Source organism: Flexivirga endophytica (assembly GCF_014640635.1).
Classification (GTDB): Bacteria; Actinomycetota; Actinomycetes; order Actinomycetales; family Dermatophilaceae; genus Flexivirga; species Flexivirga endophytica.
On record NZ_BMHI01000005.1, the window covers coordinates 78,185 to 99,290 of the forward strand.

A 21,106-nucleotide genomic window follows, 5' to 3' on the forward strand; every position below is an offset into this window, starting at 1 on the left:
CCGGTCACTCACCGAGGCACCGGGACCGCGCCGATCACCGAGTCGAGCACGGCTGCTGTGCCGACACCCTCGAGCTCGGCCTCCGGGCGCAACTGGAGCCGATGGGCCAGCGTCGAGCGGGTCATCGCCTTCACATCGTCCGGGGTCACGAAATCGCGTCCGCTCAGCCACGCCCAGGCCCGGCTGGTGGCCAGCAACGCGGTCGCCGCGCGCGGACTCGCCCCGAGGGACAATGACGGCGCGGACCGCGTCGCACGGACCAGATCGACGATGTATGCCGCGACGTCGGCACGGACCTGGACCCCGCGCACGGCGGCGGTTCCCGCGGCCAGGTCCGCCGGCCCGGCGACCGGGCGGATGCCGGCGGCTGCCAGGTCACGTGGATCGAAGTCGGCCGCGTGCCGCCGCAGCACCTCGAGCTCGGCGTCCCGCTCCGGCAGGGGCATGCTCACCTTCATCAGGAACCGGTCCAGCTGCGCCTCCGGCAGTGGGTAGGTGCCTTCGTACTCGACCGGGTTCTGGGTGGCCGCGACCATGAACGGCGTCGGCACCGGGCGGGCTTCGCCGTCCACCGAGACCTGACGCTCCTCCATCGCCTCCAGGAGCGCGGACTGCGTCTTCGGAGGAGTGCGGTTGATCTCGTCCGCCAGCAGCAGATTGGTGAAGACCGGGCCAGGCCGGAAGGTGAATTCCGAGGAACGCGAGTCGAACACGAGTGATCCGGTGATGTCGCCGGGCATCAGGTCGGGTGTGAACTGCACACGTTTGGTCTCGATCGACAGAGCAGCCGCGAGGGAGCGCACGAGCAGGGTCTTGGCGACTCCGGGCACACCTTCCAGCAGCACGTGACCGCGTGCGAGCAGAGCGATGACCAGTGCTGTGACGGCAGCCTCCTGACCGACCACGGCCTTGGCCACCTCGCCGCGCACCGCGCTGAGCGCGGCCTGGGCGCGCTGTGCGGCCTCCGTGTCGTCCGTAGGGAGCGATGTCATCGTCGTACCTGCCTTTCGAGTTGTTGCAAGTCCTTCGCGAGTGCGGTCATGGCGTCGTCGTCCGGCGGGTCGGCGCCGTAGAGAAGATCGGCCACCCGCTGCGGATCGTGCTGCGCAGCCCGGGCCGCATGCCCGATCAACGTCTCGGGGCGGCCGTTCGGTGCGAGCCCCAGATAGCGCGCCAGCCGGGTGCGGGTCGCCAGACGCAGCACCGCTGCGGCGCGCACGTGGTCGTGCGCCTTCCGATAGAGCTGGCCGCGGCTGCGGGTCGTCTCGTCGGCGGGTACCACCACCGGCAGCGGCTCGACCACCAGCCGGCCGAAACGCCTTCCGCGCCATACCATCACGATGAGGACGACGGCACCAGCCAGCCAGATGGCCGGGTGGAACCAGTCCGGCCACATCGGGCCCTGCACGGCCTTGTTGTCGGCCGTGCCGAGGGAGGGCGCGAACCACACGAGGTGGTCACTCGCACCGAAGGTGCGCAACGTGATCGCGGCGTTGTCAGCATCGGTCACGGTCTTGTTGGCCAGCACTGCATGGCTGCCGAGCAGCACGGTCTCCGGTGCACGACCCTGTGCCGGCAACACGACGACGGCACCTGCGCCACCCTCGCCGAAACAGGTCTGGCCCGTGGCGCGTGGGCGGTAGGAGACGTCCGCGAAGCTGAGCCGCAGGCCGTCCAGCCACCCGACCGTGCAGCGCGAAACCGGTTCGGAACGCATTGGATCGACGGAGTCGATGGGTAGCCCGAGAGCCTTGACCGTGCTCGGGTCGGCATCCACGATGATCAGCCGACGGGCCTGTGAGGCCGCAGCCATCGTCTGCTGGAGCGTGCTCGGGGCGAGCAGCTGCGGACGAGTCAGCACGACGGTGGCGTCACGAACGTCGCCGGAGCGCAGCTGGCCGACCCGATGCGTGATCGTCACGTCCACACCGTGTTGCCCGAGCACCTGCGCGACCGCGCGTGCGCCGTCCGGCTCGGCCGACGCGGGGTCGAGCGGCTCGCTGGACGTGCGGGGAGTGAGTAGGACCGCGCCGATCAAGACCGCCAACAAGCACCCGACGATCACTGCGACCGCGACTCGGCCGCGGGTGATCATGTCGTGACCCGTTGCTCGGCGTGCTGTGGGCGGGTCGCGTCCAGCTCCTTGTCAAGTGCGGTGATCCGCGCCACGTCGTCCGGGCGGGCGTCGGCTCCGCCATACCTCACCTGGTCGAAGAACGTTGCGGCCGAACGGATCCCGGTGTCGTGTGCTGGGAAGTACGGCGCGAGCTCCGTGCCCACCTCGTGTGCCGTGCGCCCGGGTTGCGCCACCAACAGGGCGCGTTCCTCGGCACGGCGGGTCAGCGCGCGGAAGTAGTCGATGAACGCTGCGGAGTCGGCGCCTTCCCGGGCGGCGCCGGCGGCCCGGTCCCGCAGTTGGTCGGCCGACAGGTCGACGTCGGCGAGGACGCCCTTGCCAGCACCAGCACCAGCACCGGTGCTCGCACCGCGGCCGCGGAGCCGGGACAGTCCGAAGACGACGATCGCGATCACGACGAGCAACAGCGGGATCAGGACAAAGAGCGGCAGCGCGCTCCCGACGCCCTGCAGCAGATCGCCCAGGCGGTCGGTCGCCCAGTCCCAGAGCCGTTGCAGCCAGCTGCGCTGGTCGGCGTACGCCGGCTTGGCCAGCTCCCGCCGCAACCACTCACGTGCCGTGCCACCGCTCGGATCCAGTGGCACTGCGCCGTCACGGCCCACCGGCACCGTCCTTGGCGGCAGCCTCCATCAACGTGACATCCAGCGCCTCCTTGCGGATCCGCTGGTCGAGGTAGAGCAGCGCGGTGACGCCCGCGGTGAAGGGTGCGGTGAGGGCACTGACGACCACGGAGACGAGCTCGACGGCCAGGACGGCGCCGACGCTCGGGGTGCCCGCGTCACCCGCGGACGCCACGAGGACCGCTGCCCCTGGCAGCTGGACGATGTTGCTGATCGTGCCGACGATGAGCTGCGCGAGGAGGGTGATCCCGAAGATCCGCCACCATTGGCCGCTGCTCAGCGACCAGGAGCGACGCAGTGCGGCCACCGGCCCGACGCGTTCGAGCACGATGGCCGGTGAGGCGAGCGAGACCTTGATCGCGGCCCAGATGAACGCGACGAGCATCCCGAGACCGAGCAGGATGCCGACGGTCACCGCGAGGGCGGTGCTGGTCGTCAGCGCCAGCAGCACGATGATGCCGACGACGATCCCGGCGGCGATCACGAACGCGAGGCCGACCAGCAGCGTCATACCGAGCAGCGGCAACAGCCGGCCGCGGACCTTCTGCCAGGTCTCGCCGATGGAGATCCGCCGGCCGAGCACCGCCTCCGCAACGACCGCCGTCAGCATGCCGGTGAGAAAGATCCCGGCGATCGCCGTGTAGATCGCGGTGACGCTGCTGCTCAGCTGCGTGCCGAGATTGACGGTCGTGCCCGAGCTGTCGGTCGTGGTCAGATCGGCGCCGGACAGCGCGAGCGTGGTGAGCACGGCGGGCACCGCAACGATGAGGGCGACCAGCGCCGAGAGTCCGAGCGTCGCGCCGGGGTTGCCGCGGATGGTGCCGAACGTGCCGCTGAAGATGTCACCGAGGCTCAGTGGGCGCAGCGGTATGACGCCGGGTTTGGGCGCGAGCCGGAACGGCGCCGGCGGGCCGTACTGCTGCGGATATTGCCCGTACTGCCCGTACTGCGGTTGCTGCCCGTACTGGGGAGGTGGCTGTTGCCCGCCGTACTGTCCGTACTGGGGAGGTGGCTGTTGCCCGCCGTACTGCCCGTACTGCGGAGGTGGCTGTTGCCCGCCGTACTGTCCGTACTGGGGAGGTGGCGGTGCCTGTGCACCCGGCGCACCGTCGGGCGAGTCGCCCCCTGGGCTCGTCCAGCCGTTGCTCATGTGCCGACCCTAGAGGATCACCGCGGGAGGGACCCGCTCAATCCGTGCGGAGCCGACGCGCGAGCTCCTTGGGTCGGATCGGCTGCGCACCCATGCGCAGCTGGTCGCGCACGATCTGCGGCTCCGCCTTGGCCAGCCGCAGGCCCCGCCGCAGCAGCACCAGCGGCGGCTTGCGCCGCTCCGACAGGTCGCGGGCGAGCCGGCGCGCGAACGTCACCCATCGATTGTGGTGCACGCAATAGGCGCCGGCGAGCAGTCCGCGCTCCCGCAGCGGACCGATGACGTATGGCGCGAAGATGCCCTCCGCGATCACGGTGTCGGCACCGCCCAGGTGCACCTCGTGAGTGCCGGTCGCCGCCGACTCCCCGATGTCGTAGACCGGCGCGATCAGTTCGCCGGTGCGACACAACTCCTCGAGTGCGTCGACCGCGTCGTCGCACCGCCACGACTGTACGTCGTCCCAATCGGCTATCCCCAACGACGAGCTGGGCAGCGTCGGGTCGCCGGCGTCCTTGTAATAGTCGTCCAATCGGACTATCGGCCAACCGTGTTCGCGGGACAGGTGGGCGGCCCAGCGGGACTTGCCGGAGCCGCTGGGGCCGCCGAGCACGAGGACGCGGGCATGGGGAACTGAATCGTTCACGGTGGGTGGCTCAGGCAGTTCTAAAGTCCCTTGGGATGCCAGACGGTCTTGGTCTCCAAGAACGCCGTCATCCGGGACAGGTCCGGTGCCTCCAGCCAGTCCGGCTCGACCGCGTCGGCGCCGTCACCGGCCGGGCGCACGACCCGTTTGACGGTGTCCGCGGCAGCCGCCTCGAGCTCGCCCCAGGGCAGCTCGGTCGCGCCGGCCAGATCGATCGCGTTGACGTCGGCGTGCGACGCCAGCCACGGCGCGAGCTCGGCGGTGCGGCCCGTGACGATGTTGACCACGCCACCCGGCACGTCGGAGGTGGCCAGCACCTCGCCCAGCGAGATCGCCGGCAACGGCCGGTCCTCGCTCGTGATGACCACGACGGTGTTGCCGGAGACGATGGCAGGGGCGATGACCGACACCAGTCCGAGCAGCGAACTCGCCTGCGGCGCAAGGATGCCCACGACCCCGGTCGGCTCAGGTGCCGAGATGTCGAAATAGGGGCCGGCGACCGGGTTGAGGTTGCCCAGCACCTGCGGCAGCTTGTCGGGCCACCCGGCATACCAGACCCATCGGTCGATGGCGGCGTCGACGATCTTGGTCGCCTGCGGCTTGGTCAGGCCCTCGCTCGCGGAGACTTCCGCGATGAACTGCTCACGGCGACCCTCCAGGATCTCGCCGACGCGGTAGAGCACCTGACCACGGTTGTATGCCGTCGCGCCCGACCAACCCTTGACGGCGCCGCGGGCGGCGACGACGGCGTCGCGGATGTCCTTGCGCGAGCCCTGCGCCGCGTTGGCCAGGAACTTGGGGGAGCGACCGGTCGAGACGACCTCGTAGGACCTGCCGGACTCCGAGCGGGGGAACTTGCCGCCGATGTAGAGCTTGTAGGTCTTGCGCACCTCGAGGCGTGCCATCAGTGCGTTCCTTCCGTGTCCAGGTAAGCGGCGAGACCCTGGCGGCCACCCTCGCGGCCGTAGCCGCTCTCCTTGTAGCCGCCGAACGGCGACGTCGGGTCGAAACGGTTGAAAGTGTTTGCCCAGACCACACCGGCGCGCAGCCGGTCGGCGATCGCCAGGATCCGCGAGCCCTTGTCGGTCCAGATGCCGGCCGACAGACCGTATGGCGTGTTGTTGGCCTTCGCCACCGCCTCGTCGGGCGTGCGGAAGGTCAGCACCGACAGCACCGGCCCGAAGATCTCTTCCTGCGCGATGCGGTGCGACTGCGAGACACCGGTGAAAACCGTTGGTGCGAACCAGTATCCGCGCTCCGGCAGTGTGCACTCCGGGCTCCAGCGCTGCGCCCCCTCGGCCTCACCGGCCTTGACGAGCTCGGTGATGCGCGCCAGCTGAGCGGCGGAGTTGATGGCGCCGACGTCGGTGTTCTTGTCCAGCGGGTCGCCGACGCGCAACGTCTGCAGGCGACGCTGCAACCGGTGTATGACGTCGTCCGCGACCGATTCCTGCACGAGCAGCCGGCTGCCGGCGCAACACACGTGACCCTGGTTGAAGAAGATGCCGTTGACGATGCCCTCGACGGCCTGGTCGACGGGTGCGTCGTCGAAGACGATGTTGGCGGCCTTGCCACCCAACTCGAGGGACAGCCGCTTGCGGGTGCCGGCGATCGTCCGCGCGATCGACTTGCCGACGCCGGTGGAGCCGGTGAAGGCGATCTTGTCGATGTCGGGGTGCTCGATCAGGGCCTGGCCGGTGGCACCGGCGCCGGTGACGATGTTGACGACTCCGGGCGGCAGGTCGGCCTGCCGGCATACGTCGGCGAACAGCAGCGCCGTGAGCGGCGTCGTCTCGGCGGGCTTGAGCACGACGGTGTTGCCGGTGGCGAGGGCCGGCGCGATCTTCCAGGCCAGCATCAGCAGCGGGAAGTTCCACGGGATGACCTGCCCGACGACGCCCAGCGACCGCGGGTTCGGACCCAGGCCCGCGTAGTCCAACTTGTCCGCCCAGCCCGCGTGGTAGAAGAAGTGCGCCGCTGCGGTCGGCACATCGACGTCGCGTGACTCCTTGATCGGCTTGCCGTTGTCGAGGGTCTCCAGCACCGCGAACTCACGGGCCCGCTCGGCCATGATCCGGGCGATCCGGAAAAGGTACTTCCCGCGCTCGGCACCGGACAGCCGGCTCCAGGTGCGGTCGTAAGCCCGACGCGCAGCCCGCACGGCCTTGTCGACGTCGGCGGCGTTCGCCTCGGAGACATCCGCGAGCTTCTCCTCGGTGGCCGGGTTGATCGTCTTGAACGACTTGCCGTCAGCAGGGTCGACGAACTCGCCGCCGATGAACAGCCCGTATGACGAGGCGATGTCGACGACGGAACGCGATTCGGGTGCCGGCGCGTATTCGAATCTTGGTGTCATTACTGGTCTTTCAGTCAATCGTGACGTAGTCGGCGCCGGAGTAGGCACCGGTGCGCAGTTTCTGGCGTTGCAGCAGGAGGTCGGTCAGCAGGCTGGATGCGCCGAAGCGGAACCAGTCCGGTGACAACCAGTCGTCACCGGCGATCTCGCTGACCATGACGAGGTAGCGCAACGCGTCCTTGCTGGTGCGTATGCCGCCGGCCGGCTTCACGCCCACCATCTCGCCGGTGAGCTCGCGCCAGTCGCGGACCGCTTCCAGCATCAGCAGCGTGACCGGCATCGTCGCGGCCGGCTGGACCTTGCCCGTGGAGGTCTTGATGAAGTCGGCCCCGGCCAGCATGGCAAGCCACGAGGCGCGGCGCACGTTGTCGTATGTCGCGAGCTCGCCGGTCTCCAGGATGACCTTCAGATGCGCATCCGGCGCATCGCCGGGGCGGGCGCACACCTCCTTGACCGCGGCGATCTGATCGAAGACCAGCCGGTAGTCACCGGACAGGAACGCGCCGCGGTCGATGACCATGTCGATCTCGTCGGCCCCAGCCTTGACGGCGTCCTTGGTGTCGGCGAGCTTGACGGCGAGGCTGGCGCGGCCGGAGGGGAACGCGGTGGCGACGGCCGCGACGTGGATGCCGCTGGAGCCGAGCGCTTCCTTCGCGATGCCGACCATGTCGCCATACACACAGACCGCGGCGACCTGTGGCGTGCCGAGATCGGACGGGTCGGGCAGTTGCGCCTTGGCACACAGGCTGCGGACCTTGCCGGGGGTGTCGGCGCCCTCGAGAGTGGTCAGGTCGATCATGCCGATGGCCGTGTCGATCGCCCAGGATTTGCTGGTGGTCTTGATCGATCGGGTGGCCAGGGCAGCGGCTCGGGCCTCGATGCCGACCTGATCGACGCCGGGCAGTCCGTGCAGCCAGGTGCGCAGTGCCTTGTTGGTCAAAGAGGCGACACCGAGCATGTCCCGGGCCCGCGACGTTGCAGATGATGGGCTCACCGGTGCAGCCTACCGGTCATGCCCTTCAATCTTCCCCGGCGCAACACATCTGCGCACGGACCCCGCCGCACCTATCGGCAGCCCGCGATGCTCGTCCCCGGAATCATCCTTGCGGTGGCCTGCGTCGTGTTCTTCGTGCTGATCATCGTCGACTCCGGATTCAGCAAGCCGCAGCAGTTCTGCTGGCCGCTCGCCGGCCTGTTGCTCATCTGGATCGTCTTCCTGCGACCGTGCGTCCAGCTGTCCCAGGCGGGTGTCGTGATGCGCAACCTGGTGCGTGACGTGCGTGCCGGCTGGCCGGCCCTCGATCTCGTCGAGCAGCGGTGGAACCTCAAGATCTACAACGCGGCCGGCAAGGGCTACGGATCGTGGGCGATCACCTCCCAGCGGCCGCGTCGGGTCAATCGCCGCACCGGCATGCACGCCGGTCCCGGGATCGGTGAGATCGACCTCGAAGACCCGACAGGGTCCGTCATGGGTGCCCGCCCCGGCTCGGCCGCCGGGGTCGCTGCCGCGATCCGGACCGGGCAGGAGGACTACGAGGGAGCGGTCGGCCGGGACCCGTCGGTGCGGGCGAAGGACGAGTTCGTCGTCGAGCCGGCGTGGGCGCCGATCGCCGCACTCGTGCTTGCGGTGATCCTCGTTGTGGTGGCGCTCGTCGCCTGATCGTCAGCCCGTGCCTAGGTCTCCCCAGTGTCGAGTCGTGATCGGACTGGATGGTCAGCCCGTGCCTAGGTCTCCCCAGTGTCGAGTCGTGATCGGACTGGATGGTCAGCCCGTGCCTAGGTCTCCCCAGTGTCGAGTCGTGATCGGACTGGATGGTCAGCCCGTGCGGGAGGCGACACTGGGGTGACTCGTGCACGGGTATGGCGGCTTGGGCCGGTCATGCGTTGACACTGGGGAGACTCGTGCACGGGTATGGCGGCTTGGGCCGGTCATGCGTTGACACTGGGGAGACTCGTGCACAGGCGGATGTTGGTCAGCGGGCAGCGGTGAGTCGCTCGAACTGGGCGCGTACGTCGGCCAGTTTGCGGCGGGCGACCTCCGGGTCGGCGTCGATGGTCTCCAGGTAGATCTTCAGTTTCGGCTCAGTGCCACTGGGCCGGACGATCACCCGGGTGTCGTCGGCCAGGAAGTAGCGCAGTCCCTCGGTGGGCGGCAGTCCGCCGGCGCCGAGCGAGAGGTCGTCGACCTGCGAAACTTCCTGTCCTGCAACGCTTTGCGGCGGGTTCGACCGCAGTCGGCCCATGATGTCGCCGATGACGGACAGGTCGTCGACGCGCACCGAGAAGCTGTCGGTCGCGTGTGTGCCGTGCTGCACGGCCAGCTCGGCGAGTATGTCGTCGAGGGTCCTGCCCTCGGCCTTGCACTGCGCCGCGAACTCGGCGACGAGCAGGGCGGCGCTGATGCCGTCCTTGTCCCGGACCGCTTCCGGGTCCACGCAGTAACCGAGTGCTTCCTCGTAGCCGTAGGCGAGGCCGGGTACGCGGCTGATCCACTTGAAGCCGGTCAGGGTCTCGGCGTGCGGCACCCCGGCTGCCTTGGCCATCGCGGCGAGCAGTCGGGACGAGACGATGGAGTTGGCGAAGACCGCGTCCCGTGCGACATCGCGTTGCAGCAGATAGGCGCCGAGCAGGGCTCCGACCTCGTCGCCGCGCAGCATGGCCCACCCGTCCGGGCGCGGTACTGCGACGGCGCAGCGGTCGGCGTCCGGGTCGTTCGCGATCACCAGATCGGCGCTCGTCTCGGCGGCGAGTGCGAGTGCGTGGTCGATGGCGCCCGGCTCCTCGGGGTTGGGGAAGGCGACCGTGGGGAACGCGGGGTCCGGCTCCGCCTGATCGGCGACCGACTCCGGTGCGGGGAATCCAGCACGGTCGAAAGCAGCTCGCAACACAGCGGATCCGACGCCGTGCAAGGCGGTGTGCACGATGTTGATGTCGCGAGGACCGTCCGGTCGAACGACCCGGGTCACCGCGGTCAGATAGTCGTCGACCACCTCGTCCGCGAGGGTCTCCCAGCCGTCGTCGGCCAACGGCACATCGGCGGCCTTCGGGAACCGACTGATCGCATCGGCGATCCGCACGTCCGCCGGTGCGACGATCTGACTGCCGTCGCCGAGGTAGACCTTGTAGCCGTTGTCCTGCGGCGGGTTGTGGCTCGCGGTGACCATGACGCCCGCATCGGCTCCGAGGTGGCGAATCATGAACGCCAGCACCGGTGTCGGCAATGTGTGCGGCAGGATCATCGCCCGACCGCCGGCGCCGACCGCGACGGCCGCGGTGTCCCGCGCGAAGACGTCGGAGTTGTGCCGGGCGTCATACCCGATCACGACGGTGACGTCGCGCTTGCCGAGCGTGTCCTGCAGGTATGCCGTCAGGCCGGCCGCTGCCCGGATCACGACCACGCGATTCATCCGAGCTGGCCCGGCACCCAACGCTCCGCGCAGCCCGGCAGTGCCGAACTCGAGCAGTCCGGAAAATCGGTCCCGCAGGTCCTCCAAGGCTGCCGCATCACCGGATTCTGCTGCAGCAACTACGGATTCGAGCTCTGCGCGCGTCTGCTCGTCCGGGTCGTCCGCGATCCAGTCGCGTGCCTCAGTCGCCACGTCGTTCATGCCGGGCGACCCTCGCTCGCGATACGACCCACCACATCGGCGAGCAGCTGCCCGCAGCGTTCGGCCGCGGCGCGCCCGGCCTCGATGACCTCCTGGTGGGAGAGCGGCTGGTCGCTGATCCCGGCGGCGAGGTTGGTCACCAGGCTGACGCCGAGCACGTCCAGCCCCGCCTGCCGCGCCGCGATGGCTTCCAGCGCCGTCGACATACCGACCAGATCGGCGCCCAGGATCCCGGCCATCTTCACCTCTGCGGGCGTTTCGTACTGCGGCCCGCGGAACTGTGCGTAGACGCCCTCGTCGAGCGACGGGTCGACGGTGTGGGCGATGTCCCGCAGCCGCGGGGTGTAGAGATCGGTGACGTCGACGAAGTTCGCGCCCTCGATGGGCGAGTGGGCGGTGAGGTTGATCTGGTCCCGGATCAGCACCGGAGTGCCGGGTCCCCACGAGCGGTCGAGGCCGCCGCAGCCGTTGGTCAGCACGATCGTGTGGCAACCGGCGGCTGCCGCGGTGCGGACGCCGTGTACCACCGAGCGCACGCCCTTGCCCTCGTAGAAGTGCGTGCGGGTGCCGAAGACCAGTGCACGGGCACCGGTGTCACCGATGGCGATCGAACGCATCGCACTCGAGTGGCCCGCGACCGCCGCCGCGGCGAAACCCGGCACGTCGGCGTTGTCGACGGTCGCGAGCGTCTCGCCGATGCGGTCGGCGGCCTCGCCCCAACCGGAGCCGAGCACGAGGGCGATGTCGTGCCGGGGCGTCCCGGTGCGTTCGGCGATGATGGCGGCGGCGTCCCGCGCAACGTCGAAGGGGTCGGTCGCGGGGTCGGCCAATGCAGTCGTAGCAGTCACGCGCGCCAGCGTATGACGTGTGGGCCGCGCGCACAGCGCACACGCGTTTTCGGCAACCACCGGTCGACATGGAAGGATGCGACCTTGTGAGTCGGAAACAGGTCGTGATCATCGGCGGCGGCCCTGGCGGTTACGAGTCCGCACTGGTCGCGGCACAACTCGGAGCTCAGGTCACGGTCATCGAGGAGACCGGCCTCGGCGGTGCAGCGGTGCTGACCGACTGCGTGCCGAGCAAGACCCTCATCGCCACCTCCGACTTCATGTCGCGCTTCGCGGCCGCCGGCCGGCTCGGCGTCGGCTTCGAAGGCACCGCGGAGGACCAGCACGCCGAGGCCCACGCGAAGCAGATCAACGAGCGGATCCTCGATCTGGCCAAGGCGCAGAGCCGCGACATCCGGGCGCAACTGGAGAGTGTCGGAGTCCGCATCGCCAACGGCCGCGGTCGCATCGCCGGCCCGGGCAAGGTCACGGCTGAGTTCGCGGACGGCGGCATCGAGGAACTCGCCGCCGACGTCATCCTGCTGGCCGTCGGGTGCACGCCGCGCGTCATGGACACCGCCGTGCCGGACGGCGAGCGGATCCTCACCTGGCAGCAGATCTACGACCTCACCGAGCTCCCGGAGAAGCTGATCGTCGTCGGGTCCGGCGTGACCGGCGCCGAGTTGGCCCACGCCTACCTGGGGCTGGGCTGCGAGGTGACGCTCGTGTCGTCCCGTGATCGCGTGCTGCCCGGCGAGGACGCCGACGCCGCCACCGTGATCGAGAACGTCTTTCGGCGGCGTGGCATGAAGGTCCTCAATCGCTCCCGTATGGCGGCAGCCCGCCGCGAAGGCGACGAGGTCGTCGTCACGCTGGAGGATGGCCGTGACGTACGTGGCTCGCACGTCCTGCTCGCCGTGGGCTCCGTGCCGTTGACGAAGGACATCGGTCTCGACACGGTCGGGATCGAGACCACGAAATCCGGTCACGTGCCGGTCGACCGGGTCTCGCGCACCTCGGCTCAAGGCGTGTATGCCGCCGGCGACTGCACCGGTGTCCTCCCACTGGCGTCGGTCGCGGCCATGCAGGGCCGGATCGCGATGGCCCACTCGCTCGGCGACGCGGTCGCTCCGCTCAACCTGCGAGGCGTCTGCGCCAACATCTTCACCGACCCGGAGATCGCCACCGTCGGCTATTCGCAGGCCGACGTCGAGGAGGGCCGGATCGAGGCGCGCGCACTGACGCTGCCGTTGTCGACCAATCCGCGAGCCAAGATGCGCAACATCACCGACGGTTTCGTCAAGCTCTTCGTGCGACCCGGCAGCACCACGATCATCGGTGGCGTCGTCGTCGCACCGCAGGCGTCGGAGTTGATCTACCCGATCGGCCTCGCGGTCCAGAACCGTCTCACCGTCGACCAGGTCGCCAGCACATTCTCGGTCTATCCGTCGATGACCGGCTCGATCGCCGAGGCCGCACGCCGGCTGCACGAAGCCGAGCTCTGAGCCTGCGCGCACCTCAGCGGTGCTCGCCGTCCTGGTCGGTGTCGTCCTCTTCCTTCGGCTTGGGCGCATACGGATCGACCTGGTGGGGGAGCAAGCCGGCCTCCTCCCAGCGGCGGTGCCGTTGCTCGCGCAGCTTGGGGCGCAGTGTCCGCAGCCCGTAGACCACGGCAGCGACGATGACGATCAGGATGATGAATCTCACGAGCACTGACACGGCGTGATCCGATCTGCCGGCGGAAAGGGTCTGACCACCCAATCTACGGGCCCGCGCACCGATGACAGAAAGCGACGCCGTCTCGGAAAGGGGATCGAGACGACGTCGCTTTTCGTGGTGCTGCGCGGACGGTGCGCGCTGCGGATCAGTGGCCGAGGGCCAGCTGCGAGTAGTAGCGGCCGAACGGCTCGTGGCGCGCGATGCGCTGCTTGCGGTTCGCGGCGAAGAAACGGGTGGTCTCGACGGCGGCGAAGCCCACGAGGAGCGCGAGCGCGATCGCGTTGATGACCACGAAGCCGATGAAGAAGGCGTTGATGTTGATCATTCGAACTCCTGATGTCTTGGGTACTACGTTTGTAGTGACTACAACACTACGCCTGTAGTGACCGATTGCAAATCGAGCGCGCGTGGTCTGCATCACGTCGTTGCTCGCGGCATGAGAAAGTGAAGGGTGTCCGCCCGCAGACGAGCCGCGCGCAAGCGATCCGGCCAGGCCCCCGAAGGCACTGCCGCACGCCAGGAACTCCTGCTGCGCAGTGCGATCGCAGTGGTCGGCCGGTCCGGGATGCGTGGGCTGACCCACCGCGCGGTCGACCGCGAGGCGGGTATGCCGGAAGGCACCTGCTCGGTCTACTACCGCACCCGGCTGGCGCTGCTGACCGCGCTCAGTGACTTCGTCGCCGCGGCGTTGCACGCGGATGTCCGCGCGCTGGGTGCGTCGCTGCCGAGTCCCGCGGGCGACGAGGGCATCGACCAGGCGGTCGATGCGACGATCGAGATGCTGATGCGCTGGTCGGAGCACCCGGCGCTGGTCATCACCATGTCCGAGCTCTCGCTCGAGGCGGGTCGGACGCCCTCCCTGAGTGAGCCGATCGTCGCCTGGCGGACCAACCTCACCGACATCGTCGAGAGCATCGTGTGCCGCAGTGAGAAGTCCGCGGCTCGCCTGCGCGCGGAGGCGATCGTCGCCTGCCTGGACGGTGTCGTACTCAACGGATTGCTCGCCACTTCACCGCAGGAGCGTCCCGGCTACCTGCGGTCGATGGTCACCCTCGTGCTGCGCGCCATCGGCGATGCGGACCTGGAGGACGAAGTCAGTCGGTAGAAGTCATTCCGTAATGGTGGCGAGCACCGCGCCGGCGGGGACCGTCTCACCGACGGTGGCGCCGATCGACGCCACGGTGCCCGCGCGATGCGCCGTGATCGGCTGCTCCATCTTCATGGCCTCCAGCACGACGACGGTGTCGCCTGCCTCGACCTGATCGCCTTCTGCGACAACGATTTTGACGATGGTGCCCTGCATCGGTGCGGTGAGCGAGTCACCGGAGACCGCTGCGGCGGAGGAGCCACCTCGGGACCGCTTGGGGGCGCGCTTACGGGTGGGGCCTGCAGCGGCTGCGCCCCCACCACCGAGTTGTAGGTCGCCGGGCAGCGTGAGCTGGTGCCGACGCCCGTCGATCTCGACGACGAGCGACTGCCGGGCCGGTGCCTCGTCCGCGACGGGCGGCGTGCCGGCATACGGCTCGATGGTGTTGTCGAACTCGGTCTCGATCCACCTGGTGTGTATGGCGAACGGCGTCTCGTCGTCGGAGGCGAACGCCGGATCGGACACGACGGCGCGGTGGAAGGGCAGCACCGTCGGCATACCCTCGACGACCATCTCGGCGAGTGCCCTCCGGGACCGCTCCAGCGCCTCCGTGCGGGTGCGGCCGGTGACGATCAGCTTGGCGAGCATCGAGTCGAACGCGCCGCCGATGACGTCCCCGGACACCACACCCGAGTCGACGCGCACACCGGGGCCGCTGGGTGCGGTGAAGGTTTCGACGGTGCCGGGCGCGGGGAGGAAGCCCCGGCCGGCGTCCTCGCCGTTGATACGGAACTCGATCGAGTGCGCGTGAGGCGCCGGGTCGTCGTACCCGAGTTCCTCGCCGGCTGCGATGCGGAACTGCTCACGCACGAGGTCGATCCCGGTGACCTCCTCGGAGACCGGGTGCTCGACCTGCAGCCGGGTGTTGACCTCCAGGAAGCTGATGGTCCCGTCCTGCGCGACCAGGAACTCGCAGGTGCCGGCGCCGACGTAACCGGCCGCGGTCAGGATCGCCTTGGAAGCACGCACAAGCTCCGCGCGCTGCTCCTCGGACAGGTATGGCGCGGGCGCCTCCTCGACCAGCTTCTGGTTGCGGCGCTGCAGCGAGCAGTCACGGGTGGACACGACCACGACGTTGCCGGAAGAGTCTGCAAGACACTGGGTTTCGACGTGTCGCGGTTTGTCCAGGAAGCGCTCGACGAAGCATTCGCCACGACCGAAGGCGGTCACCGCCTCACGCACGGCTGAGTCGAACAGCTCGGGGATCTCCTCGACGGCGCGGGCGACCTTCAGCCCGCGGCCGCCTCCGCCATACGCCGCCTTGATCGCCACCGGCAGCCCGTGGTCCTGTGCGAACGCGACGACCTCGTCGGCGCCCCCGACCGGGTCCTTGGTGCCGGGCACCAGCGGTGCGCCGGCGGCAGTGGCGATGTGACGGGCTTTGACCTTGTCCCCGAGACTGTCGATCGCGGCAGGGGGCGGACCGATCCAGATCAGTCCCGCGTCGAGGACCGATTGCGCGAATCTTGCGTTCTCGGAAAGGAATCCGTAGCCCGGATGCACGGCGTCGGCACCGGACCGGCGCGCGATCTCCAGCAGTTTGTCGCCCAGCAAGTAGGAATCGCCGGGGGTCGAGCCGCCCAGCGAGTAGGCCTCGTCGGCGACCTGCACGTGCAGCGCGTCCCGGTCGGGCTCGGCGTAGACGGCCACGGAGACGAGTCCGGCGTCGGCGCAGGCGCGCGCGACACGCACGGCGATCTCACCGCGGTTGGCGATCAGGACTTTGTGCAGTTGCGGCATGCGGCTGACCTTATCGGCGCGTGACGCGCATCACGTGCTCGGGTTGTGAGACCGGATCGGATCGCGGCATATTGCGCACGCCGGTGGTGTTGGCCCCGACATGACTGGACAGGACAAGCAGCCCGTGCCCACCGTCGCGCTCCGAGCCAAGGACGGTGACGTGCAGATCCCGCAGCTCGGTTTCGGTGTCTGGCAGGTGCCGGACGACGAGGTCGCGGCGGCCGTGTCGGCGGCACTGCAGACCGGCTACCGACACATCGACACGGCGAAGATCTACGGAAACGAGGCCGGCGCCGGCACCGCGCTGGCGGAGTCCGGCCTGTCGGCCGACGAGGTGTTCCTGACCACCAAGGTGTGGAACGACGATCAGGGGTATGACGCCACGCTGCGCGCGTTCGATGCGTCAGAGAAGCGACTCGGCCGCCCTGTCGACCTCTACCTGATCCACTGGCCGGCGCCGGTGCAGGACACCTATGTCGACACCTACCGCGCGCTGTTGCAGCTGCGCGACGACGGCCGAATCCGGGCAGCAGGGGTCTGCAACTTCGGCGTCGACGAGTTGCAGCGGGTCAAGGACGAGCTGGGCGAGTTCCCGGCGATCAACCAGATCGAGTTGCACCCCTATCTCCAGCAGGAGGAGCTGCGCGCGTTCCACCAGGACAACGGCATCGTGACCGAGGCCTGGAGCCCGTTGGCTTCCGGCGGTGACGTCCTCACCGACCCGGTCATCGGCGGGATCGCCGAGCGCCTCGGCCGGACACCGGCCCAGGTGATCCTGCGGTGGCACCTGCAGATCGGCAACGTGGTGATCCCCAAGTCGGTCACGCCCGCACGGATCGAGCAGAACTTCGACGTCTTCGACTTCGAGTTGACCGAGGACGACCTGGCCGCCATCGCGCCGCTGGACCGCGGCTTGCGCACCGGCCCGGACCCCAAGAAATTCGGTTGAAGGAGTCCGCCACGGCGGTCCTTCGTGCGACGAGCCGTGAGAGCGGTTCGCCGGAGAATGGGCTGACCTGGCATCCTGCTGACCCGTGGGAGAGATATTCGCGGGTCGCTATGAGCTGATCGACATCATCGGCGAGGGCGGCATGGGGTCGGTCTGGCAGGTGCACGATCGCAAACAGGACCGTGTCCTGGCCGCGAAGGTGCTGCGCCAGTCCGACGCCGGCGCGCTGCTGCGCTTCATGCGCGAGCAGGGCGTCCGCATCCACCACCCCAACGTCGTCACCCCGGTGGGCTGGGCCGGCGAGGACGACCGGGTGCTGTTCACGATGCCGCTGGTCGACGGTGGAGCGGTCAGCGATCTGCAGCGCGACCATCGCACGCTGCCGCCGCGGTATGTCGCGGAGCTGCTGCGCCAGCTGATGCGGGCACTGGACGCGGTGCACAGCGCAGGCGTCATACACCGTGACGTGAAGCCGGCGAACCTCCTGCTCGCGGCGACCGGACCAGCGCGACCACACCTGATGCTCACCGACTTCGGCATCGCGGTGCCGACCGACTCGCCCCGGATGACCACGACGTCGGTCGTGCTCGGCACCCGCGGCTACCTGGCGCCCGAGCAGCTGGCCGGCGGGGACCCGGCACCCGGGTTCGACCTGTATGCCGCCGGGATCGTCGCGTTCCAGCTGCTCACCGGCCACAAGCCGGACGAGATCCGGCGTACCCGTGATCAGGTGCCGCCGCGCCCGGATGGCATACCCGACCGGTTGTGGCGCGTCGTCACCGATCTGGCCGACCCCGATCCCCAGTCGCGTCCGCCGTCGGCGGCTGCCGCCGCCGACGCGCTGGAGACTCCCGACCTGGCATGGGTCGACCAGCAGCAGATCGTCGTGCCGTCGCGGGTGCCGACCGGTGCCGTCGCGGCGCCGGCCACGCTCTCGGCCACCCAGGTGCCCGGGCCGTCCACCCAGGTGCCCGGCTCGTCCACCCAGCTGCTGCACCAGCACGCCCAGGACGCGACACGCACGCAGCGAGCCGCGCACACGCGGGCGGCGACTCCCGTCGCTGCTCCGTCGCGGTCCGCGACCGGCCGGCGCGTCGGCCTCGTCCTCGTGCCCGTCGTCGCGATCGCGGCGCTGCTGGGCATCTGGATGCCGGGCTCGTCGGACAAGGGCGACCTCACACCGGGCGGAGCCGTCGAGGGCGGCACCTGTCAGTGGCAGGACGCCGGGACCGCCGAGAACGACACCAGCGGGTCACACACATTGCGCTGCGTCGCCGACGGCGATAGCTACACGTGGCAGCAGGGCTGAGCTGGAGCCACGCCCTCGGCGTACGGCTCGGCCCGGTTGTTCATCTGCAGCACCCTTGACCCATTTCGGTGTCGGTGTTTGTGTGAGGCACATGAGCAAGGACAACTACACGACCACGGATGCCGGGATACCCGTCGAGAGCGACGAGCACTCACTGACGGTCGGCCCCGACGGACCGATCCTGCTCCACGACGCCTACTTGATCGAGCAGATGGCGCAGTTCAACCGGGAGCGGGTGCCGGAGCGGCAACCGCATGCGAAGGGCGGCGGTGCCTTCGGCGAGTTCGAGGTCACGGGCGACGTCTCGGCATACACCAAGGCCGACCTCTTCCAGCCCGGCAAGAAGACCGAGATGCTCGCGCGGTTCTCGACGGTCGCCGGCGAGCGCGGCAGCCCCGACACCTGGCGTGACCCGCGTGGCTTCGCGCTGAAGTTCTACACCGACCAGGGCAACTACGACATGGTCGGCAACAACACGCCGGTGTTCTTCATGCGCGACCCGCTGAAGTTCCAGCACTTCATCCGGTCCCAGAAGCGCCGCGCCGACACCAACCTGCGCGACAACGACATGCAGTGGGACTTCTGGACGCTGTCGCCGGAGTCCGCGCACCAGGTCACCTGGCTGATGGGCGACCGCGGCATCCCGCGCAGCTGGCGGCACATGAACGGCTACTCCAGCCACACCTACATGTGGGTCAACGCCCAGGGCGAACGCTTCTGGGTGAAATACCACTTCAAGACCGACCAGGGCGTGGAGTTCCTCGAGCAGGCCGAGGCCGATCGGCTGGCGGGTGCGGACGGCGACTTCCACACGCGCGACCTCTACGAGGCGATCGAGCGTGGGGACCACCCGAGCTGGACCCTGCACATGCAGGTCATGCCGTTCGAGGAAGCCGCCGACTACCGCTTCAACCCGTTCGACCTGACCAAGACCTGGTCCCACAAGGACTACCCACTGATCGAGGTCGGCCGTATGACGTTGAAGCAGAACCCGACCGACTATCACGCCCAGATCGAGCAGGCGGCCTTCGAGCCGAACAACATGGTGCCCGGCATCGGCCCGAGTCCCGACAAGATGCTGCTCGCGCGGATCTTCTCGTATGCCGACGCGCATCGCTACCGCATCGGCGCCAACTATCGCGAGCTACCGGTCAACTACCCGAAGCATGCGGAGGTGCGGTCCTACTCCAAGGACGGGGCGATGCGGATCCACCCGGTCTCCGACCCGGTCTATGCGCCCAACTCCAAGGGCGGGCCGGCAGCGGACACGGCTCGGTTCGGCGAGCCCGCCGGATGGCACTCGGACGGTGAGCACGTGCGGGCGGCATACACCTTGCATCCGGAGGACGACGACTTCGGGCAACCGGGGACCCTGGTGCGTGAGGTCATGGACGACGCGGCGCGCGATCGACTGGTGAGCAACGTCGTCGGTCACCTGCGCAACGGAGTGAGCGACCCGGTGCTGGAGCGTGCGTTCGAATACTGGCGCAACATCGACCGGGAGACCGGTGACCGGATCGAGCAGGGGGTCCGGTCTCAGGACTGACGGCGACGCAACAGCAGCGCGACGACGCCCGCGGCGACGGCGATGACGAAGAGTGAGCCCACGACGCGCAGCACGGTGCCGGTCGACGAGCCGGAGTCGGAGTGACCGCCCTGGCTCAGCTGCGTCGCGGGTGGCGCGACGGCCGCCTTGCCGTCGGCTCCGACGTAGCTGGGGCCCTCGGTCGGTGAGCCGACCACGGAGAGGTTCAGTCGGGCGGGCAGCTTCTCGGTGGTGAGCTTGTCGCCCTCGTCGGACGCGCTGACCCGGACCACGACGTAGTACCAGCCGGCGACCGTCGTCCACCGCGCCTCACTGGCACCGACATCGCCCGCGTCGCCGTAGGTGAGCTTGCGATTGCCGGTATCGACCGGTGCCGTGTAGGTGTCGGCGGTCTCCTCGCTGGAGCTCTCCTTGAAGAGCAGTTCGGAGCCGGTGCCGCCGCCGACCGGAGCCCACTGGGGGCTGAAGGCCGCGATGGCCAGATTCAGCGACTGGGGCGGCGCGAAGTTGCTGCCGTTGCGTGGGGCGTCCACCGACGCGGCCAGCCGCTGCCCCCAGCCGACGCGGACGCGGGCGACGGCCAGCTTGCCCGGTGTCAGCGACACCTTGTAGCTGCCCGGCGTGAGGCTGGTCGGGGCGAAGAGCTGGTCGCTGAGGGCACGTTCGCCCTCGTGCACGGACTTGCTCGGCGCCTTGATCTCGTCCTGTTGGCTCTTCGGGGCCGGCGATCCGACGTCGTCCAGCTGGGGCTCCACCGTGACCGCGAACTGCAGCGGTCCGCTCGCCGCGGGGGAGGACGAGGACGAGCTCGAGGAGCTGTCGTCGGCCTTGAGCTTCAGGATCAGGTCGGTGGCGTTCTTGCAGTCGTCCGACTGGTAGGACTGCCGCTCCGACTGGGACGCGTCGACATACACGAACGTGTAACCGGTGACGTCGTTGCTGAGGCTGACGCTGCTGCTGGAGCAGGTCGTGTTGCCGTCGGTGGTGGTGATCTCGGCGTCCACCGAGCCGAAGATCGCGACCGCCACCGCTCCGCCTTTGGGGCGTTTGAGGGCGGCGTAGCGCTCGGTGTCGCCGGTGGGGGCCGTCGTCTGGTGGAGCCCCGGGTGCACAAGGGGTGCGTCCCCGCGTGCGGTGCTGAACTGCACCGACGACGGTGCGCCGGCCGGGTCGGTGGCGGCATACGCGGGTGCAGCGGCACCCAGGAGTATGGCGGCGCCAAGGGCGGCTGCGGTCGCTCGAGAAGGCATCATGGCTTGTTCTGCGTTGGCGATGCGAGTCGCAAGCTCCCTGCAACGCCAACGCATGCCAAGCCTCCTGTGCTTGTTCAGAATGAAGTTCATGTGGCAGTCAGT

The 21,106-nt window shown here is 69.0% G+C and carries 20 protein-coding genes; 6 read left to right on the forward strand and 14 right to left on the reverse strand.

Going from position 1 to position 21,106, the window contains the following annotated elements; all coding sequences use genetic code 11:
- Window positions 1–8 precede the first annotated feature (8 nt).
- Genes IEX71_RS15645 through deoC form a run of 8 tightly spaced genes read right to left on the reverse strand, consistent with a single transcriptional unit; the run spans window position 9 to window position 7,864 of the window.
- Window positions 9–992: an AAA family ATPase gene (locus IEX71_RS15645; protein WP_188837996.1), complete on the reverse strand. Its 984-nt coding sequence runs from the start codon at window positions 990–992 to the stop codon at window positions 9–11.
- Complete coding sequence (locus IEX71_RS15650) at window positions 989–2,095, reverse strand: DUF4350 domain-containing protein (RefSeq protein ID WP_188837997.1); 1,107 nt, start codon at window positions 2,093–2,095, stop codon at window positions 989–991. The genes IEX71_RS15645 and IEX71_RS15650 overlap by 4 nt, the downstream gene beginning before the upstream one ends.
- Window positions 2,092–2,739, reverse strand: a complete 648-nt coding sequence (locus tag IEX71_RS15655; RefSeq protein ID WP_188837998.1) for a DUF4129 domain-containing protein — start codon at window positions 2,737–2,739, stop codon at window positions 2,092–2,094. Before IEX71_RS15655 ends, IEX71_RS15650 begins: the two co-directional genes overlap by 4 nt.
- Window positions 2,729–3,907: a DUF7847 domain-containing protein gene (locus IEX71_RS15660; RefSeq protein ID WP_188837999.1), complete on the reverse strand. Its 1,179-nt coding sequence runs from the start codon at window positions 3,905–3,907 to the stop codon at window positions 2,729–2,731. Before IEX71_RS15660 ends, IEX71_RS15655 begins: the two co-directional genes overlap by 11 nt.
- Before the next feature lie 37 nt (window positions 3,908–3,944).
- Complete coding sequence (locus IEX71_RS15665) at window positions 3,945–4,550, reverse strand: AAA family ATPase (RefSeq protein WP_188838000.1); 606 nt, start codon at window positions 4,548–4,550, stop codon at window positions 3,945–3,947.
- Window positions 4,551–4,570: 20 nt separating this feature from the next.
- Window positions 4,571–5,455 (reverse strand): aldehyde dehydrogenase family protein, encoded by an 885-nt coding sequence (locus tag IEX71_RS15670; protein WP_188838001.1) that lies wholly within the window; start codon window positions 5,453–5,455, stop codon window positions 4,571–4,573.
- Window positions 5,455–6,906 carry an aldehyde dehydrogenase family protein gene (locus tag IEX71_RS15675; protein ID WP_188838002.1) on the reverse strand — a complete coding sequence of 484 codons (1,452 nt, stop codon included), beginning with the start codon at window positions 6,904–6,906 and terminating at the stop codon, window positions 5,455–5,457. Before IEX71_RS15675 ends, IEX71_RS15670 begins: the two co-directional genes overlap by 1 nt.
- 10 nt (window positions 6,907–6,916) lie before the next feature.
- Window positions 6,917–7,864 carry a deoxyribose-phosphate aldolase gene (deoC, locus tag IEX71_RS15680; protein WP_188838472.1) on the reverse strand — a complete coding sequence of 316 codons (948 nt, stop codon included), beginning with the start codon at window positions 7,862–7,864 and terminating at the stop codon, window positions 6,917–6,919.
- Between the two features lie 54 nt (window positions 7,865–7,918).
- On the opposite strand from deoC, the gene IEX71_RS15685 reads away from it, so the two are divergent.
- Window positions 7,919–8,566 (forward strand): hypothetical protein, encoded by a 648-nt coding sequence (locus tag IEX71_RS15685; RefSeq protein ID WP_188838003.1) that lies wholly within the window; start codon window positions 7,919–7,921, stop codon window positions 8,564–8,566.
- Window positions 8,567–8,879: 313 nt separating this feature from the next.
- On the opposite strand, the gene IEX71_RS15690 is transcribed toward IEX71_RS15685, so the two are convergent.
- Together IEX71_RS15690 and IEX71_RS15695 are read right to left on the reverse strand one after the other, a co-directional pair.
- Window positions 8,880–10,514 (reverse strand): phospho-sugar mutase, encoded by a 1,635-nt coding sequence (locus IEX71_RS15690; RefSeq protein ID WP_188838004.1) that lies wholly within the window; start codon window positions 10,512–10,514, stop codon window positions 8,880–8,882.
- Window positions 10,511–11,362 (reverse strand): purine-nucleoside phosphorylase, encoded by an 852-nt coding sequence (locus IEX71_RS15695; RefSeq protein ID WP_373284648.1) that lies wholly within the window; start codon window positions 11,360–11,362, stop codon window positions 10,511–10,513. The genes IEX71_RS15690 and IEX71_RS15695 overlap by 4 nt, the downstream gene beginning before the upstream one ends.
- Window positions 11,363–11,430: 68 nt before the next feature.
- Here IEX71_RS15695 and IEX71_RS15700 point away from each other — a divergent pair, with 68 nt between their 5' ends.
- A complete protein-coding gene (locus IEX71_RS15700) occupies window positions 11,431–12,846 on the forward strand; it encodes an NAD(P)H-quinone dehydrogenase (RefSeq protein WP_188838005.1) in 1,416 nt (471 codons plus the stop codon).
- Window positions 12,847–12,859: 13 nt separating this feature from the next.
- On the opposite strand, the gene IEX71_RS15705 is transcribed toward IEX71_RS15700, so the two are convergent.
- Entirely contained in the window at window positions 12,860–13,060 is a 201-nt protein-coding gene (locus IEX71_RS15705) for a hypothetical protein (RefSeq protein WP_188838006.1), read from the reverse strand.
- A gap of 145 nt (window positions 13,061–13,205) precedes the next feature.
- Entirely contained in the window at window positions 13,206–13,385 is a 180-nt protein-coding gene (locus tag IEX71_RS15710) for a hypothetical protein (RefSeq protein WP_188838007.1), read from the reverse strand.
- A 126-nt stretch (window positions 13,386–13,511) separates the two neighbouring features.
- On the opposite strand from IEX71_RS15710, the gene IEX71_RS15715 reads away from it, so the two are divergent.
- Entirely contained in the window at window positions 13,512–14,165 is a 654-nt protein-coding gene (locus IEX71_RS15715; RefSeq protein ID WP_188838008.1) for a TetR/AcrR family transcriptional regulator, read from the forward strand.
- Window positions 14,166–14,168: 3 nt separating this feature from the next.
- Here the strand turns inward: IEX71_RS15715 and IEX71_RS15720 are convergent, their stop codons facing one another.
- Entirely contained in the window at window positions 14,169–15,947 is a 1,779-nt protein-coding gene (locus tag IEX71_RS15720) for an acetyl/propionyl/methylcrotonyl-CoA carboxylase subunit alpha (protein WP_188838009.1), read from the reverse strand.
- A gap of 100 nt (window positions 15,948–16,047) precedes the next feature.
- Here IEX71_RS15720 and IEX71_RS15725 point away from each other — a divergent pair, with 100 nt between their 5' ends.
- The 3 genes from IEX71_RS15725 to IEX71_RS15735 all read left to right on the forward strand — a co-directional run bounded on the left by IEX71_RS15725 (window position 16,048) and on the right by IEX71_RS15735 (window position 19,751).
- Window positions 16,048–16,896, forward strand: coding sequence for an aldo/keto reductase (locus IEX71_RS15725; protein ID WP_188838010.1), 849 nt, complete (start codon window positions 16,048–16,050; stop codon window positions 16,894–16,896).
- A gap of 85 nt (window positions 16,897–16,981) precedes the next feature.
- Entirely contained in the window at window positions 16,982–18,205 is a 1,224-nt protein-coding gene (locus tag IEX71_RS15730) for a protein kinase domain-containing protein (RefSeq protein WP_188838011.1), read from the forward strand.
- A 91-nt stretch (window positions 18,206–18,296) separates the two neighbouring features.
- Window positions 18,297–19,751, forward strand: coding sequence for a catalase (locus IEX71_RS15735; protein ID WP_188838012.1), 1,455 nt, complete (start codon window positions 18,297–18,299; stop codon window positions 19,749–19,751).
- On the opposite strand, the gene IEX71_RS15740 is transcribed toward IEX71_RS15735, so the two are convergent.
- A complete protein-coding gene (locus IEX71_RS15740) occupies window positions 19,742–21,004 on the reverse strand; it encodes a hypothetical protein (RefSeq protein WP_188838013.1) in 1,263 nt (420 codons plus the stop codon). The two genes, IEX71_RS15735 and IEX71_RS15740, sit on opposite strands and share 10 nt — an antisense overlap.
- Window positions 21,005–21,106 lie beyond the last annotated feature (102 nt).